Origin of the sequence: Streptomyces sp. NBC_01012, from assembly GCF_045162755.1 — a bacterium.
Taxonomy (GTDB): Bacteria; Actinomycetota; Actinomycetes; order Streptomycetales; family Streptomycetaceae; genus Streptomyces.
Genome location: NZ_CP108688.1, coordinates 4,257,364 through 4,273,991, shown reverse-complemented (window position 1 = coordinate 4,273,991; position 16,628 = coordinate 4,257,364). Strand labels below are relative to the sequence as shown.

Sequence of the window (16,628 nt, the reverse complement as noted above, 5' to 3'; positions counted from 1 at the left end):
TCCTGCCGAAGAGGCCACGTCAAGGGACGCGGCCTCTTCGGGGCTTTCGGTCAGCGGATCAGCACGGCGAGTTCGACCACGTAGTGCTCCTCGACCATGCCGTCGGGGAACACCGCGGCGAGGTGTTCCCGCTCCTCGTCCAGGAACCGGGCGGTGGGCTCCGCTCCGGCCTCGCCCAGCACGAGGAAGGCGGAGTGGCTGGCGAGGTTGGCGATATGGGTGTCGACCGGCACCGTACGGGACCACGGCACCAGGCGTCGCTCGAAGGCGTCGCCGGGCAGCAGGTCGAGGTTCCGCGGACCGGTGACGCCCGGTGTGCCGTGGGCGCTCTCCTCCGCGCCGAAGTACCGGCGCAGTCGGACGTCCTGGTCGGCGATCCAGTCGACCGCGTGGTCGGAGACGTTCCACCACAGCGCCAGCGCACCACCGGGACGAAGGACGCGCCGTGCCTCAGGAAGGGCGAGGGTGGGGTCGGTCCAGTGCCAGGACTGGGCGTAGGTGATCAGGTCGGCGGACGCGGTGGCCAGCGGGAGGTGGTTGCCGTCGCCCCGGACCACGGGGACGGACGGCAGCGAGCGGCGCAGTTCGGCCGCCATTCCGGGGCCTGGTTCGACGGCGGTGACCAGGGCGCCGCGGGCGTTCAGCAGTCCGGTGGCGATCCCCGTTCCCGCGCCGACGTCCATGGTGCGGGCGCCTTTCAGCGGGCGGCCGGAGAGTGTCTCGACGGTGTCCAGCAGGGCGGGCGGGTATCCGGGGCGCGCGGCGGCGTACTGGGCGGCGACGCTGTCGAACGAAAGGGCGCGAGGCGTGGAGGTCGGCATGACTTCATGGTGCACGCGCCCCGGCGCACGCGGACATGGAATGCGCCGGATTTACCTGCGCCCTGAACGCTTTCCCTTGGCGCTCTTGCGGGCCGCCGGATTGCCGGTCCTGGAGGAGCGGCGCTTCGCGTACTGCGCGAGCGCCGTCTCGTACTCCGTGCGCCGCAGCTTCTCGCCCGGTGCCTCCTGGAACGAGCGGAAGAAGTAGGCGAGCAGCGAGCCGACGAAGCCGATCGACTTGAGGCCGCGCAGCCTGTCGTCCTGGGACGGGTCGACGGGGCGGCGGACGAAGCCCTCCCAGGTCTTGCGGAAGGCGATGGCGCTGCAGATCGCGAACATCAGCACGACGAGCATGCCGACGAGGCTTCCGACCTCGGCGATCTCCAGTCCCTGGTAGGCGAAGCGCAGGATGAAGCACGCGGCGACGGCCGCGGCGAGCGAGCCGATGGTGGCACCGGCGCGCCGCAGCCCGTACCCGCCGTCGTGGTCGACCCAGGTCGTACCGAAGAAGCGGAGGGATTCGGGCTGCGGCCCTGGTGCGGTGCCGCCCGAAGGCGTGGCCGATGGCGTTCCGGGGGCTTCGCTGTTCTCGCTCACGGAATCGATTATCCCCGGCCGTGTGCCGGTTACGTCAGTCGCAGCGCGGGGCGATGTAGCCGTCACTGCCCGTGAGGACATAGGTGTCCGACACGAACTGTCCGTTGGCGATGTTGTTCCAGATGTTCGAGGTGCCGTACGGACCCGACACCCGCTCCCCCGGCTTCTGGCAGTGCACCGGGACGCTCATCCCGTACGGCAGTGTCCGGACGATCCCGTACTGCGTGCCGGGTCCCCTGCGGACGTTGACGCGGTAGCCGGGAGCGATCGGGTAGACCACCGCGGCAGCGGCGACCGTCGCCTCCTGTACCGCGGACTCCTCGGTGGCCGTGGCGTTCGCGGCGTCCGTGCCGGCTCTGTCTGCCGTGTTCTCTTCAACACCCATGAGGGCCTCCCCCGTTGAAAGCGATGCGTACGACGCGCAGGCTAACAAGCCCCACCCTTCTCGCACGCACCATCGACTAGGCTCCGTGCGTCGCGCTTGCGCACGAACAACACGGGGGTGGGCGATGCCGCCGCTGCGAGGGACCGGGTCATATCCGGAAGCGGAGCATCCTGAATACGCCGGGCAGTACCGGCTCGAGGCATGTCTCGGAGCCGGCGGCATGGGTGTCGTACACCTGGCGCGCTCCGCGTCGGGGCTACAGCTCGCGGTCAAGGTGGTGCACCGCCAGCACGCGGCGGATCCGGAGTTCAGGGCGCGTTTCCGGCAGGAGGTCGCGGCGGCCCGACGGGTCAGCGGGGCGTTCACCGCGCCGGTCGTGGACGCCGATCCGGGGGCGGTGCTGCCCTGGATGGCCACCCTCTACGTGCCGGGCCCGACGCTCGCCGCGCAGGTGAAGCGGAACGGGCCGATGAGCCCCGCGGCACTGCGCAGGCTCACCGCGGGGCTCGCCGAGGCGCTGCGCGACATCCATCGCGCCGGTGTCATCCACCGTGATCTCAAGCCGAGCAATGTGCTGCTGCCGGACTCCGGGCCCAAGGTCATCGACTTCGGCATCTCCCGGCCGTACGACAGCGATCTCCGCACGGAGACGGGCAAGCTGATCGGCTCGCCGCCCTACATGGCACCCGAGCAGTTCCAGCGGCCCCGCGAGGTGGGTCCCGCCGCGGACGTGTTCGCGCTCGGGGCGGTGCTGGTGCACGCGGCGACGGGGCGGGGGCCCTTCGACTCGGACAGCCCGTACCTCGTGGCCTACCAGGTGGTGCACGACGAGGCCGACCTGGCCGGGGTGCCTGCGGATCTCGCGCCCCTGGTCGGGCGCTGCCTCGCCAAGGATCCCGAGGAGCGCCCCACCCCGGACGAGATCATGGCCGCGCTGCATCCTCCGTCGTACGAGGCGAACGCCTTCATACCCGTCCAGCGCAAGCCGGCCGCCGCCGAATCCGTGGAGGCGGCGAGCGACGGGGCAGAGGGCGCGGACGACGGGACGACGCATGTGCGGGCCGGTGACGGGCTGCCGTCCGGGCCGGCGCCCGTGAAGGGCAGGCGCAGGCTCGCGGTCGCCGCCTTCGCGGTGGCGGTGCTGGTGGCCGGAGGGATCTGGGCGGCCCAGGGCCGGGGCGGTGGCGGGGCGCCGGATCCGGAGGCGCGGGCCGGCACGGGGAAGGCGGATGCGGCGGCGTTCGTGCCGTGGCGGACGTCGTTGCTCTCGCAGGGCGGCTCGACACCGTCGTGCGTCCCGGGGACGACCGGCAAGGGACCGGCGCTGTACTGCGTCTCCGACGGTTTCGGCGCGGCCCGGCTGGACCCGTCGGACGGCCGCCCGGTCTGGTCGCACAAGAACACAGAGGAGACAGAGGGCGCGAAGGACACAACGGCGAAGGACACAACGGCGAACGGCTCCGGAGGGCCCGGCCCGGTGGGCGCGGCGAACGGGGACGCGGCGTACACCGTCGTGGCCGGCGAGACGATACGGGCGTACTCCCCCGCCGACGGCAAGGAGCTCTGGCACAAGGGTCTCTCCGACTACCGCGACATCCCCTTCCCCGCGGGCGACACCCTGCTGACGGCCCGCCAGGACGGGACGCTCCAGGGCCTCGACGCGGCGACCGGCGCATCGCGCTGGCGGCGCGCAGTCCCGGGCCATCAGAGTCCCGGATACGCGCTGTACGAGGCGGGGACCGGGCTCGCGTACGCCTACGAGAGCTCCGCGCAGGGGACCTCCACCCTGGTCACCGCCGTCGAGGCGAGGACCGGCAAGACCGCCTGGCAGCGCAGGCTGGACGGGATGCTCACCCCCGCCGGGACATCGGCCGGTGCGCTCCTGCTGACCTCGATGAACGACAAGGCGCAGACCACCGGGCTCGTCCGCTACGACCCGGTGCTGCGGAGCACGACCCGCATCGCGCTGCCGTTCCGGATGGACAGCCCCGAGATCGTGGTGCACGCGGGCACCGCCCTGCTCCTGGAGCGCGGCGGAACGCTGCTCGCTCTCGACGTCCGTCCGGGGGCCGAGCGGGCCGAGCGGTGGCGGCTGGAGACGGCCGTCAGCACGACCTCGGCGCCGGTCGTCGGCGCGGGCGGCCGGCTGTACTTCTCGGCCTCCGACGGGCGGCTGCTCGCCGTCGACACCGAGCACGGGACGCTCGTCGGCCAGACCCGTCCCCGGCTGAGGGCGGGGAAGCTCAGCCATGCGTCGTCGCTGCCCTCCCCCGTCGTGCTGGGCCGGAGCGTCGTCGGCACCGCGCCGGACGGGTCCGTCTTCGCCGTGGACGCGGACGACCCCGCCCACTGGTGAGACCAGGGACGGGGTCGGGGCCGGGCGGGACCGCTGCGGGCGGTCAGCCGAGCTTGGAGACGTCGCGGACGGCGCCGCGGTCGGCGCTCGTGGCCATCGCCGCGTAGGCGCGCAGGGCAGCCGAGACCTTGCGGTCGCGGTTCTTCGGCGCGTACACACCGTTCAGTGCCTCGCGGCGGGTGGCGAGCTCCGCGTCCGGGACGAGCAGCTCGATCGAACGGTTCGGGATGTCGATCCGGATCCGGTCCCCGTCCTCGACCAGTGCGATCGCGCCGCCGGACGCCGCCTCGGGCGACGCGTGGCCGATGGACAGGCCCGATGTGCCTCCGGAGAAGCGGCCGTCGGTGACGAGCGCACAGGTCTTGCCGAGACCCCGGCCCTTCAGGAAGGACGTCGGGTAGAGCATCTCCTGCATGCCGGGACCGCCGCGCGGGCCCTCGTAACGGATGACGACGACGTCGCCGTGCGTGATCTCCTTGCGGAGGATCTTGTCGACGGCGTCCTCCTGCGACTCGCAGACGACGGCCGGTCCCTCGAAGGTCCAGATCGACTCGTCCACGCCCGCCGTCTTCACGACGCAGCCGTCCACGGCGATGTTGCCCTTGAGGACGGCCAGGCCGCCGTCCTTGGAGTACGCGTGCTCCACGTCGCGGATGCAGCCGCCGGCCGCGTCCAGGTCGAGGGTGTCCCAGCGCTCGGACTGCGAGAAGGCGGTGGCGCTGCGGACACAGCCGGGGGCCGCGTGCCAGAGCTCGACGGCCTCGGGCGACGGGGAGCCGCCGCGGATGTCCCAGTTCTTCAGCCACTCGGCGAGGGTGTCGGAGTGGACCGAGTGCACGTCCTCGTTGAGCAGACCGCCGCGGTGCAGCTCGCCCAGGAGGGCGGGGATGCCGCCCGCCCGGTGGACGTCCTCCATGTAGTACGTACCGCCGGGGGCGACGTTGGGAGCGACCTTCGACAGACAGGGCACGCGGCGCGAGACCTCGTTGATGTCGTCGAGGCCGTAGGCCAGCTCGGCCTCCTCCGCCGCGGCGAGCAGGTGCAGGATCGTGTTGGTCGAGCCGCCCATGGCGATGTCGAGCGCCATGGCGTTGTCGAACGCGGCGCGGGTGCCGATCGACCTCGGCAGGACGGTCTCGTCGTCCTGCTCGTAGTAGCGCTTGGTGATGTCGACGATCGTGCGGCCGGCGTCCTCGTACAGCGCCTTACGGGCGGTGTGCGTGGCGAGCACCGAGCCGTTGCCCGGGAGGGAGAGGCCGAGGACCTCGGTCAGGCAGTTCATCGAGTTGGCCGTGAACATGCCGGAGCAGCTGCCGCAGGTCGGGCAGGCGTTCTCCTCGATGCGGAGGATGTCCTCGTCGGAGATGCTCTCGTCGACCGCGTCGCTGATCGCGTTGACCAGGTCGAGCTTGCGGACCGTGCCGTCGACGAGGGTGGCCTTGCCGGCCTCCATCGGACCGCCCGAGACGAACACCGTGGGGATGTTGAGGCGCATCGCGGCCATCAGCATGCCGGGGGTGATCTTGTCGCAGTTGGAGATGCAGATCAGTGCGTCGGCGCAGTGGGCCTCGACCATGTACTCGACGCTGTCCGCGATGAGGTCGCGGGAGGGCAGGCTGTAGAGCATGCCGTTGTGTCCCATGGCGATGCCGTCGTCCACCGCGATGGTGTTGAACTCGCGGGGCACGGCGCCCGCCGCCTGGATCGCCTCGGAGACGATCCGGCCGACGGGTGCGAGGTGGGTGTGGCCCGGGACGAACTCGGTGAACGAGTTGGCCACCGCGATGATCGGCTTGCCGATGTCCTCGCTGGCTACGCCGGACGCCCGCATAAGGGCGCGGGCGCCCGCCATGTTGCGGCCGTGGGTGACAGTGCGGGACCTCAGCTGGGGCATCGTCTCTCGCTCCTTCGACATAAAAGACTGTCTTCGAGCGTACGCCTCCCATGCCAAGATCTGGACACCGTGTCCGAAATGCGGGACCCGGTGCCCGCGTCTCAGACTGCCGGAAGCGCGATCAGGCGTTTGGCGTGCAGCGCCGCCAGCCGCTTGCCGCTGGAGACCACGTACCACTGCGGCAGCTCGCCCGTGCCGTCGTTGAAGGTCCAGCGGAGCTTTCCGTCACTCGCGTCGAAGGCCTGGACGCCGCCGTTCCTGTCGAACTCCGTCGCGCCGTACAGGGTGTCACCCACCTTCGCGAACTGCAGCGGGACCGAGACCTCGCGCAGGGCCTCGGTGTTGTGCCACCGCTGCTTGCCCGTGCCGGCGTCGACGGCCCACAGGGAGTGGGCGCTGTCCGAGGCGTAGAGCACGCCGTCGATGACGGTCGGCCCGTTGAACGTGTCGAACTTCTCGGTCGGCAGCGTCCAGCGCTCGGTGCCGTCCTCCAGGGCGAAGGCGCGCAGGTTCCGGCCGTCGGAGACGATCACCGCACCGTCGTGGACGGCGATCCTCTCGAAGTTCGCCCTGCTGATCTTCTTCGTCCACCGCTGCCGTCCGGTCGTGGTGTCGCGGACGGTCAGGTTCTTGCGGAGGTCGGTGTAGACGAGGTGCTCACCGCTCACCGCCGAGGTGAGGCCGGACTCGTCGGTCCCGGTGTCCCGCTTCTCGCTCCAGACGGCCTTGCCCGTACGGACGTCGATGGCGGCGATCACGTTCGTCCGGGAGCTGAGGTCCTTCTCCAGGATGCCCGCGATCACGTACACGCGTTCGCTGTCGGCGCCGACGGGCCGCGGCTGGGCGTAGTCCCCCTCCAGGTGGCTGCGCCAGGTCTCCTTGCCCGTGGCCGGGTCGAGGCCCACGACATCGCCGTCGTAGGTACCGCTGGCCAAGTAGAGCGTGTCCCCGCCCATGATCAGCCGCGCGCCCGGCTGGGCGGCGTCCTTCAGCGACCACAGCTTCTTGCCGGTGGCGATGTCCCGGCCCACCAGGGGGTCGCCCGCGACCAGCACGACGTTCCCCACGACGGCCAGCACCTCGTGGTTGCCGAGGGTGCCCACCGCGGTCTGCTGCTGCCACAGGGCGGACGGGGCGGTCCCGGCGGGCGGCGTCTCGAACGCGTCCGCGCCGCCCTTGCCGCTGCCGCTGGGCTTCGGGTCCCCCGCGCCGCCCGAGGCGTCCTCGTCCTCAGGTCCGCACGCGGTGGTGAACGCCCCGGTGAGCACCAGACCGAGGCCCGCACCGGCCATCCGCAGCAGTCGCCTGCGCGGCACACCGGCGCTCCCGCCGCCCCGAGGCGGACCGTCCTGTCTGTGCTCACCCTTGCTGGTCACGCTCATGGTCGTCTCCCCCACCCGTCGTTCCCGGCATACGTCCGGCCTGCATGATCCGGCACAGCCAACCATCAGGATCCGGCCAGGTCCGGTGCCGATACCGACTCGCGACATCGTTGTGATGCCACCGGCACAGCCGTCACACAGGCGGGACCGGGGTCACCGGCCGCCCCGGGGCACCTTTTCGGTCACCCTTCGGCCAGGTAGCGCTGGAGCGTCGGGGCCACCATCGCGATGATCCGCTCGGGGTCCGTGGACGCCAGCGGCTCCGCCCTGACGACGTAGCGCAGGATCGCGATACCGACCATGTGCGCGGCCGCCAGTTCGGCGCGGAAGGTCGGGTCGGGCACATCGAGCTCGGCCGCGATCCGCTCCAGCAGCCGCCGCAGCACGAAGCCGCGCAGCACCTTCGCCGCTGCCTCGTGCGTGAGGGCCGAGCGGAGTATCGCCAGCAGCGGCGCCCGGGACACCGGGTTCTCCCATACGCCGATGAAATACCGGGCCAGCCGTTCGCCCAGGTCCTCCACGGGCCCGCCGAGCACCTGCGGGAGGATCAGCGCCGGCTCGAAGGAGAGCTCGATGGCCGCGGCGAAGACCTCGTCCTTCGTACCGAAGTAGTGGTGGACCAGGGCCGCGTCGACCTCCGCCGCCCTGGCGATGCCCCTGACCGACGTCTTGTCGTAACCACGTTCGGCGAACTCCGTGCGGGCCGCCTCAAGGATCCGGGCCCTGGCATCGGGGCCCGTGGCGCCTGCCGTACGCGAAGGGCGGCCCCTGCGCCGCGGGGGCGGGCCATCGGCGCCGGGGGTCACCTGCGGGGCGCCCGCGCCGACGACGCCAGATGGAGCCGGGTGAAGGCGAGCGCCTCGGCGAGATCGGCCTCGCGTTCGGCCGATGACATGGCACGGCGGGTGTTGACCTCGATGACCACATGCCCGTCGAAGCCCGTACGGGCCAGCCGCTCCAGGAGTTCCGCGCAGGGCTGGTCGCCCCGGCCGGGCACCAGGTGCTCGTCCTTGCCCGATCCCTTGCCGTCGGCGAGGTGGACATGGGCGAGCCGGTCGCCCATCCGGTCCACCATGGCCAGGCCGTCGGTGCGCGCGGTCGCGGTGTGCGAGAGGTCCACGGTGAAGTGCCGGTAGTCGTCGTTGCTGACGTCCCAGGCGGGGGCGTACGCGAGCATCTCGCGGTCCCGGTAGCGCCACGGGTACATGTTCTCCACCGCGAAACGCACATCGGTCTCGTCCGCCATGCGCCAGATGCCGGAGACGAACTCGCGGGCGTAGTTGCGCTGCCACCGGAAGGGCGGGTGGACGACCACCGCCGATGCGCCGAGCTTCTCCGCCGCTGCCCTGGCCCGCTGGAGCTTCACCCACGGGTCGGTGGACCAGACCCGCTGGGTGATCAGCAGACAGGGCGCGTGAACGGCCAGGATCGGCACCTGGTGGTAGTCCGAAAGCCGCCGCAGCGCCTCGACGTCCTGGCTGACGGGGTCGGTCCAGACCATGACCTCGACACCGTCGTAGCCCAGGCGCGCGGCGATCTCGAAGGCCGTCGCCGTCGACTCCGGATAGACGGAAGCCGTCGACAGGGCGACCTTCGCATCCGGGATGCGCACCACTGGTTCTGCCACCCGGCCAGGGTACGGGCAGCCGTGGGCGAGTCCGAGGGAGCCCGGCTGAAAGTGAGATGGCCCATGCGGGCCGGCCGCCGGAATCAGGCCAGGGCCGCCTGCTGCGTCGGCAGGTGGTCGAGCCGGCGCAGGATGACCCCCTCGCGCAGCGCCCAGGGGCATATCTCCAGCTCCTCGACCCCGAACAGGTCCATCGCGCCCTCGGCGACGAGCGCACCGGCCAGGAGCTGCGCGGCGCGCCCCTCGGTGACCCCGGGCAGAAAACCGCGCTGCTCGACGGTCATCGGCGACAGCTTCGCCACCCACTCCTCCAGGGCCTTGCGGGTGAGGACCCGCTGTACGTAGAGCCCCTCGGCGGAGCGGGCCGCGCCCGTGATCCTGGCGAGCTGCCGGAACGTCTTGGAGGTCCCGACGACATGGTCGGGCGGCCCCAGCCTGGTGAACTCACCGACCGTACGGGCGATACCGGCGCGGACATGACGGCGCAGCGCCCGCACGTCCGTGGGGTCCGGCGGGTCGCCGGGGAGCCAGCCCGCGGTGAGCCGGCCGGCGCCGAACGGCAGCGAGACGGCGGCGTCGGGCTCCTCGTCCAGCCCGTAGCCGACCTCCAGCGAACCGCCCCCGATGTCGAGGACCAGCAGCTTGCCGGCGGACCAGCCGAACCAGCGGCGGGCGGCCAGGAAGGTCAGCCGGGCCTCCTCCTCGCCGCTGAGGACGGCGAGGGTGACTCCGGTCTCGTCCCGCACCCGGGCCAGCACCTCGTCCGCGTTGCCCGCGTCACGCACCGCGGAGGTGGCGAACGCCAGCACGTCCTCGCAGCCCTTGTCCTCGGCCGCCCGCAGGGCGCCGGTGACCGCCGTCACGAGGCGGTCGACGCCCTCGGGACCGATCGCCCCGTCCGGATCGAGGAGTTCGGCGAGCCGCAGTTCCGCCTTGTGCGAGTGGGCGGGCAGCGGGCGCGCACCGGGATGCGCGTCGACCACCAGGAGGTGCACCGTGTTCGATCCCACGTCGAGGACTCCGAGTCTCATACGGGAACGCTACTGCGGCTTACTCTGGGCTCGTGCCAAAGACGAAAAAGGCGAAGCCGGACAAAGCCACGAAGAAGCAGCGGCAGCAGGAGACGAAGCAGGAGATGCGGCAGCCGGAAGCGACCGGACCCGACGAGAAGGGGCTCGACTTCGCGCGGGCCTGGGTCGAATTCCCCGACCCCGCCGACGACGAGCAGGTCTTCCGCTGCGATCTGACCTGGCTGACGTCCAGGTGGAGCTGCATCTTCGGCAGCGGCTGCCAGGGCATCCAGGCGGGCCGCGCGGACGACGGCTGCTGCACGCTGGGCGCGCACTTCTCGGACGAGGACGACGAGAAGCGGGTGGCAGGACACGTGGCACGGCTCACACCCGAGCTGTGGCAGTTCCACGACGTCGGTACGGACACCGGCTGGGTCGGTGTGGACGAGGACGGCGAGCGCCAGACGCGGCGCTGGGAGGGCTCCTGCATCTTCCAGAACCGCCCCGGGTTCGCGGGCGGCATGGGCTGTTCCCTGCACATCCTGGCCCTCAAGGAGGGCAGGGAACCGCTGGAGACCAAGCCGGACGTGTGCTGGCAGCTGCCGGTGCGCCGTACGTACGACTGGATCGAACGGCCCGACGACACGCGCGTGCTCCAGATCTCCATCGGGGAGTACGACCGCCGGGGCTGGGGCCCGGGCGGTCATGACCTGCACTGGTGGTGCACATCGGCGACCTCCGCGCACGGGGCAGGTGACCCGGTGTATGTCTCCTACCGGCCCGAGCTCACCGAGCTGATGGGCAAGGAGGCATACGACCAGCTGGTCGAGCTGTGCGAGCAGCGTCTTGCCTCGCTGCTGCCGATGGCTCCGCATCCGGCCGACCCGGCCTGACGCGGGCCCTCCGGGCCGGGCCGTCCGGCCCGTCGGCCACTCGCCGGCGCCCCGGCGTGCGGCGCCCCGGCGTGCGGCGCACAAACGTTCCGCCGGGCACCGGGGCGCCGTCGCACGTCAGCTCTCCGGCCTGGATGAACCGCCGCCCGGTTCCGTGGACGGGCCGGACGTCGGGGTGGGTCCTGTGGAGCCGTCCGACGGTGGCGTGGTGGGCTCGGTGGGCTCCGGGTCCGTCGGCGGGCCGGTCGGGTCCGTGGGATCCGTGGGCTCCGTCGGGTCGGTGGGATCGTCCGATCCCGTGGGGTCGGGGGCCGGATCCGTCGGCGTGGTCGGGGACGGGGAGGTCGGTGTGGGGGCCGGGGTTCCGGACGACGGGTCCTGCGACGGCCGCGGGCTTCCGGGGCGCGGGGCGCCGTGGCCCGTGATCGCGACCGCGGAACCCGTCGGGGCCAGCAGGACGCGGGCGCTCCACGCGCCCCGGGGCTCGGCCGCGCGGTTCACGAACACCTGGAGGGTGGCGCTCCGGCCGGGGGCGACCGTGCCGGACGTACGGCTGAGGTGCAGCCAGGGGGCGTCCGCCCTGGCCGACCAGACGACGGTCCTTTCGCCGGTCGCGGTCAGCGTGATCGTCGTACGGCCGCCGGACGACCGGGCCGAGACGGAGAGCGAGGCCGCCGGGTCCTTGCCGCCCCCGACACTGATGACCTCGGCCGAGACATCGGGGCTCCGGGGGCCGTCCGTGAAGCTGTCGTCGCCGTCGGGACTGGCGTTGCCCGCGTTCTCGTAGTGGTCGTACGGGGCGTCGGAGCCCGACCGCCCGTCCGCGTCCGTCGCCGTGACCGAGGTGCCGCGGCCCTCCCCGGTCAGCGGCGCGCCCCGGTAGGCGGCCCACAGGGCGATCACCGGGGCGGCGACGACCGTCGCCACGACCGTGGTCGTCAGGACCCGGGCGCGCAGCCGGTCCCGGCGCGCGGCATGGTCCTTGGGGTCCAGCGGGAAGCCGGTGCGGCCGAAACGGGGGGCGCCGGTCCTGGAGCGCCTCGCGTGCGTCAGGGCGACGTGCACCGAGGGACGGGGCGCCTCCACGACCGGCAGCGCGGCGGCCGGGGTGACGGTCGCGCCCGGCCAGGGTCCCGCCGCACCGGCGCGCTCGGCGGCGCGGCGACAGCGGGGGCAGTCGTCGACGTGCCGGACGAGCTCCCGGCGCAGGGCCGCGGAGAGCAGCACCTGATGGGTGCCGGTGAGCCGGGCGACGGCGGGGCAGTCGCCCCGCTCCACGACGGCGAGCGCGGCGCGGGTGCGCTCCACCTCGCAGGCCGCGCCGGCCAGGAGCTCCCGGGCGCTGCCGGGGTCGAGACCGAGGACGGCGGCGACGGCGCGCGGGGTGAGCCCGTGGCGCACGGCGAGCTCCAGCGCCTCGCGCTGCTCCGGGGTGGTGCCCGCGGCCTCGGGCCAGGCCAGCTGCGCGAGTTCACGCCGACGCGCTTCGGCCGCGGGGGACTCCGCCGGGCCCACGGCGGCGCCGGTCTCCTCGGCGGCTCCGTGGGCGTCCTCGGCACGGGACGCGCGGGCGCCGTCGGGCCGGGCGGTGGCACGCGGGGCCGGCCGCCGGTGTGCCTGACGGCCGCGCCCCTGCTCGGTGAGCGCCCGCAGACATGTCCATCTGGCCAGGGCGTACAGCCAGGATTTACGTTCCTCCTCGGCCGTGGGGCACCGGCCGTCCTGCCGCTCGGCGATGGCCAGGACCGCGCCGAGCGCCTCGGTGGCCGCCTCGTGGTCGCAGAGCACGGAGAGGCAGTAGGTGAACAGGCCGTCGAGGTGCGGCTCGAACCGTGCGGACGACCGCCGCGCCGAGGGGCCGGCCTCTCGGCGGTGCGCCCGGTGTGCGCCGGTGGTGTGTGTGGGGGTCTCCTGCCTGCTGCTCGTCACGTGGCGACCGTAGGCAGATACGGGCGGAACCCTGACAGCACTTTCCGACATTTAATCCTTACGGGTGACGGTCTCACTCGAAAGGGGACAGGAATCCCAGATTCCACCGGAAATACCGCATCGAGCGCATGTTCGACCTCGGCGCTCACGCCCGCCGCCGTCCGACCCCACCCGGCCCTGCGCTGTCAGACCCCACCTATACGGTGACGCCATGGCTGCCCGTACGAAATCCGCGAAGGACCGCCCGTCCTACCGTTGCACCGAATGCGGCTGGACGACGGCCAAATGGCTCGGCCGCTGCCCGGAGTGCCAGGCCTGGGGGACGGTCGAGGAGTTCGGCGGCGCCCCGGCCGTCCGTACGACGGCGGCGGGCCGGGTCTCCGCGGCCGCGGTGCCGATCGGCCAGGTCGACACCCGGCAGGCCACCGCCCGCTCGACCGGGGTCGGCGAGCTGGACCGCGTGCTCGGCGGCGGGCTCGTGCCCGGCGCGGTCGTGCTGCTCGCGGGCGAGCCGGGCGTCGGCAAGTCGACGCTGCTGCTCGACGTCGCGGCCAAGGCGGCGTCCGACGACCACCGCACGCTCTATGTCACGGCGGAGGAGTCCGCGAGCCAGGTGCGGATGCGCGCCGACCGGATCCGCGCGATCAACGACCATCTGTATCTCGCCGCCGAGACCGACCTCTCCGCGGTCCTGGGACATCTGGACGCGGTCAAGCCGTCCCTCCTCGTCCTCGACTCCGTGCAGACCGTCGCCTCGCCCGAGCTCGACGGCGCGCCCGGCGGCATGGCCCAGGTCCGCGAGGTCGCGGGCGCGCTGATCAGAGCCTCCAAGGAGCGCGGCATGGCGACGCTGCTGGTGGGCCATGTCACCAAGGACGGCGCCATCGCGGGACCACGCCTCCTGGAACACCTGGTCGATGTGGTGCTCTCCTTCGAGGGCGACCGGCACGCGCGCCTCCGCCTCGTCCGAGGCGTGAAGAACCGGTACGGCGCCACGGACGAGGTCGGCTGCTTCGAGCTGCACGACGAGGGCATCACGGGCCTGGCCGACCCCTCCGGACTCTTCCTCACCCGCCGTGACGAGCCCGTTCCCGGCACCTGCCTGACGGTCACCCTGGAGGGCAAGCGCCCGCTCGTCGCCGAGGTGCAGGCGCTGACGGTCGATTCACAGATCCCCTCACCCCGGCGCACCACCTCGGGCCTGGAGACCTCCCGGGTCTCGATGATGCTGGCCGTTCTCGAACAGCGGGGCCGGATCAGCGCCCTCGGCAAGCGCGACATCTACAGCGCGACGGTGGGCGGCGTGAAGCTCACCGAGCCCGCCGCGGACCTCGCGATCGCCCTCGCGCTGGCCAGCGCCGCCAGCGACACACCGCTCCCGAAGAACCTCGTCGCGATCGGCGAAGTGGGCCTCGCCGGGGAGGTCAGAAGGGTGACGGGGGTCCAGCGCAGGCTGGCCGAGGCGTACCGTCTCGGGTTCAAGCACGCCCTGGTCCCGAGGGACCCGGGAAAGGTCCCGGCCGGTATGAAGGTCACGGAAGTGGCCGACATGGGCGACGCCCTGAGAGCCCTTCCCCGTCGCTCTCGGCCGGACGGACCACAGGAGGACGGCGCACGCCGGTAGACTTTGCCCTGGTCTCGCCCGCCCGTACGAACGGTATGAGGGACGCAAGGGCACCGCAAACCTGTGACCGGAGGAGTGCAGTGGCAGCCAACGACCGGGCAGCATCGCCCGGAAAGTCCGGCCAAGGCACGGGGAACGAGGCGCTGATGCGCGCCTCGTTGAGCGCTGTCGCGCCCGGAACTGCCCTCCGGGACGGCCTGGAGCGCATCCTCCGTGGCAATACCGGTGGACTGATCGTCCTCGGCATGGACAAAACCGTCGAATCCATGTGTACCGGCGGCTTCGTGCTGGACGTGGAGTTCGCCGCGACGCGCCTGCGCGAACTGTGCAAGCTGGACGGCGCGATGATCCTCGACAAGGAGATGACCAAGATCCTCCGGGCCGGCGTGCAGCTGGTCCCGGACGCCTCCATCCCCACCGAGGAGACGGGCACCCGCCACCGCACGGCGGACCGCGTCTCCAAGGCGTGCGGCTTCCCCGTGGTGTCGGTCTCCCAGTCGATGCGCCTGATCGCGCTGTACGTGGACGGGGAGCGGCGGGTCCTGGAGGAGTCCTCCGCGATCCTGTCCCGCGCCAACCAGGCGCTCGCCACCCTGGAGCGGTACAAGCTCAGGCTCGACGAGGTCGCCGGGACGCTCTCCGCGCTGGAGATCGAGGACCTGGTCACCGTCCGGGACGTCACCGCGGTCTCGCAGCGTCTCGAGATGGTGCGCCGCATCGCGACCGAGATCGCCGAGTACGTGGTGGAGCTGGGCACCGACGGCCGTCTTCTGGCGCTCCAGCTGGACGAGTTGATCGCCGGCGTGGAGCCGGAGCGCGAGCTGGTCGTCCGCGACTACGTCCCCGAACCCACCGCGAGGCGGTCCCGTACGGTCGCGGAAGCGCTGGCCGAGCTGGACACGCTCACCCACACCGAGCTGCTGGAACTCCCCGTGGTGGCACGGGCGCTGGGCTACAGCGGCTCGCCCGAGACGCTGGACTCGGCCGTCTCCCCGCGCGGCTTCCGGCTGCTGGCGAAGGTGCCGCGGCTGCCCGGAGCGATCATCGAGCGCCTGGTGGAGCACTTCGGCGGCCTGCAGAAGCTGCTCGCCGCGAGCGTGGACGACCTCCAGACCGTGGACGGGGTCGGCGAGGCACGGGCCAGGAGCGTCCGCGAGGGACTCTCGCGGCTCGCGGAGTCCTCGATCCTGGAGCGGTACGTCTAGGACCTCCCGTCCGTACGGTGCGGGGCCCCGGGCGGGGCCCCGCACGGTCGGGTCAGTCCTTGGCCAGGACGAACGAGGCGCGCTGGACGGCCTCGCCCGGGACCTTGGCCTCCAGCAGATACGTCCCCGGACCCGCGGACCGCACGGGCGGTGTCGCGCACTGGGGCGCGCTCCCCTTGCGGTCCCACTCCACGGTGTGGACGACCGTCGCACCGGCCGGGATCTTCAGGAACAGGGAGCCGTTCTTCGGGCAGTCCTTCGACGACCACATCTGCTCGTCGTCCTCCCCGGCCTCGGTGACCGTGAACACCGCGTTCTTCGGGCCGAAGTCGGCCTTGCAGTCGCCGGCCGAGGTGTTCCTGGCGCTCAGCTCGAACGTCGGCTTGTCGTCGGGCCCGTAGCTGTTCTTCGTCTTCAGGCTCAACTGGAGCACGGCGGACGTGCAGTTGGGGATCGACGATCCGGCCGGTACCTGCTGGCCACCCGTGCTGCCGCCGGTGCCCCCGGCCGTACCCGCCGATCCGGAGCCGCCTGCTCCGCCGCCGGCCGCGTCCCCGTCGTCGTCCGTGCCTCCGGCTCCGTCCGATCCGCTCCCGGCGTCCCCGCCGTCTCCACCGGAGCCCCCGGCGTCCTCACCGGAGCCCCCGCCGTCCGACTCGTCGCGTCCGCCGGGGGGTTGGCCGGTGTCAGGGCCCGAGCTCGAAGGTCCGGGGGTGATGGACAGGGCGGGGCCCGAGCCTCCGGACTTCCCGTCGTCGTGTCCGCCGCTGCCGCCGCCCGAGGTGACGGCCCACAGGACCAGCGCCGCGAGCAGCGCGATCACCAGCACCGCTACTGCTCTCCTACGCCAGTAGATGCTGGAGGGAAGCGGCCCGACCGGATTGCGCATAGAACCCACGGACCGA

At 72.3% G+C, this 16,628-nt stretch carries 14 protein-coding genes; 4 read left to right on the top strand and 10 right to left on the bottom strand.

The window, feature by feature from the left end; all coding sequences use genetic code 11:
* Window positions 1–50: 50 nt before the first annotated feature.
* The 3 genes from OG623_RS19315 to OG623_RS19305 are packed head-to-tail and all read right to left on the bottom strand — an operon-like array spanning window position 51 to window position 1,803.
* Window positions 51–821, bottom strand: coding sequence for a class I SAM-dependent methyltransferase (locus OG623_RS19315; protein ID WP_406147992.1), 771 nt, complete (start codon window positions 819–821; stop codon window positions 51–53).
* Window positions 822–872: 51 nt separating this feature from the next.
* The gene (locus OG623_RS19310) at window positions 873–1,418 is read right to left on the bottom strand and encodes a hypothetical protein (protein ID WP_406147991.1); all 546 of its coding nucleotides are present in this window, start codon (window positions 1,416–1,418) and stop codon (window positions 873–875) included.
* Window positions 1,419–1,452: 34 nt separating this feature from the next.
* A complete protein-coding gene (locus tag OG623_RS19305) occupies window positions 1,453–1,803 on the bottom strand; it encodes an SH3 domain-containing protein (RefSeq protein WP_406147990.1) in 351 nt (116 codons plus the stop codon).
* Window positions 1,804–1,927: 124 nt separating this feature from the next.
* Between OG623_RS19305 and OG623_RS19300 the strand changes: the two genes are divergently transcribed.
* Window positions 1,928–4,159, top strand: coding sequence for a serine/threonine-protein kinase (locus OG623_RS19300; protein WP_406147989.1), 2,232 nt, complete (start codon window positions 1,928–1,930; stop codon window positions 4,157–4,159).
* Between the two features lie 43 nt (window positions 4,160–4,202).
* On the opposite strand, the gene ilvD is transcribed toward OG623_RS19300, so the two are convergent.
* The 5 genes from ilvD to OG623_RS19275 all read right to left on the bottom strand — a co-directional run bounded on the left by ilvD (window position 4,203) and on the right by OG623_RS19275 (window position 10,093).
* The gene (ilvD, locus tag OG623_RS19295; protein WP_406147988.1) at window positions 4,203–6,053 is read right to left on the bottom strand and encodes a dihydroxy-acid dehydratase; all 1,851 of its coding nucleotides are present in this window, start codon (window positions 6,051–6,053) and stop codon (window positions 4,203–4,205) included.
* Window positions 6,054–6,154: 101 nt separating this feature from the next.
* On the bottom strand, window positions 6,155–7,345 hold the full coding sequence (locus OG623_RS19290) for a PQQ-binding-like beta-propeller repeat protein (protein ID WP_406151912.1): 1,191 nt from the start codon (window positions 7,343–7,345) through the stop codon (window positions 6,155–6,157).
* A gap of 272 nt (window positions 7,346–7,617) precedes the next feature.
* Window positions 7,618–8,241: a TetR family transcriptional regulator gene (locus OG623_RS19285; RefSeq protein WP_406147986.1), complete on the bottom strand. Its 624-nt coding sequence runs from the start codon at window positions 8,239–8,241 to the stop codon at window positions 7,618–7,620.
* Entirely contained in the window at window positions 8,238–9,062 is an 825-nt protein-coding gene (locus tag OG623_RS19280; protein WP_406147985.1) for a sugar phosphate isomerase/epimerase family protein, read from the bottom strand. Before OG623_RS19280 ends, OG623_RS19285 begins: the two co-directional genes overlap by 4 nt.
* Window positions 9,063–9,145: 83 nt before the next feature.
* Window positions 9,146–10,093: a Ppx/GppA family phosphatase gene (locus OG623_RS19275; RefSeq protein ID WP_406147983.1), complete on the bottom strand. Its 948-nt coding sequence runs from the start codon at window positions 10,091–10,093 to the stop codon at window positions 9,146–9,148.
* A gap of 32 nt (window positions 10,094–10,125) precedes the next feature.
* Here OG623_RS19275 and OG623_RS19270 point away from each other — a divergent pair, with 32 nt between their 5' ends.
* Window positions 10,126–10,965, top strand: coding sequence for a hypothetical protein (locus tag OG623_RS19270; RefSeq protein ID WP_406147981.1), 840 nt, complete (start codon window positions 10,126–10,128; stop codon window positions 10,963–10,965).
* Window positions 10,966–11,082: 117 nt separating this feature from the next.
* Here the strand turns inward: OG623_RS19270 and OG623_RS19265 are convergent, their stop codons facing one another.
* On the bottom strand, window positions 11,083–12,894 hold the full coding sequence (locus OG623_RS19265) for a BACON domain-containing protein (protein WP_406147979.1): 1,812 nt from the start codon (window positions 12,892–12,894) through the stop codon (window positions 11,083–11,085).
* A gap of 211 nt (window positions 12,895–13,105) precedes the next feature.
* Between OG623_RS19265 and radA the strand changes: the two genes are divergently transcribed.
* A complete protein-coding gene (gene radA, locus OG623_RS19260; protein WP_406147978.1) occupies window positions 13,106–14,518 on the top strand; it encodes a DNA repair protein RadA in 1,413 nt (470 codons plus the stop codon).
* An 80-nt stretch (window positions 14,519–14,598) separates the two neighbouring features.
* Entirely contained in the window at window positions 14,599–15,723 is a 1,125-nt protein-coding gene (gene disA / locus OG623_RS19255; RefSeq protein WP_406147977.1) for a DNA integrity scanning diadenylate cyclase DisA, read from the top strand.
* Window positions 15,724–15,775: 52 nt separating this feature from the next.
* Here the strand turns inward: disA and OG623_RS19250 are convergent, their stop codons facing one another.
* Window positions 15,776–16,621, bottom strand: coding sequence for a hypothetical protein (locus OG623_RS19250; RefSeq protein WP_406147976.1), 846 nt, complete (start codon window positions 16,619–16,621; stop codon window positions 15,776–15,778).
* Window positions 16,622–16,628 lie beyond the last annotated feature (7 nt).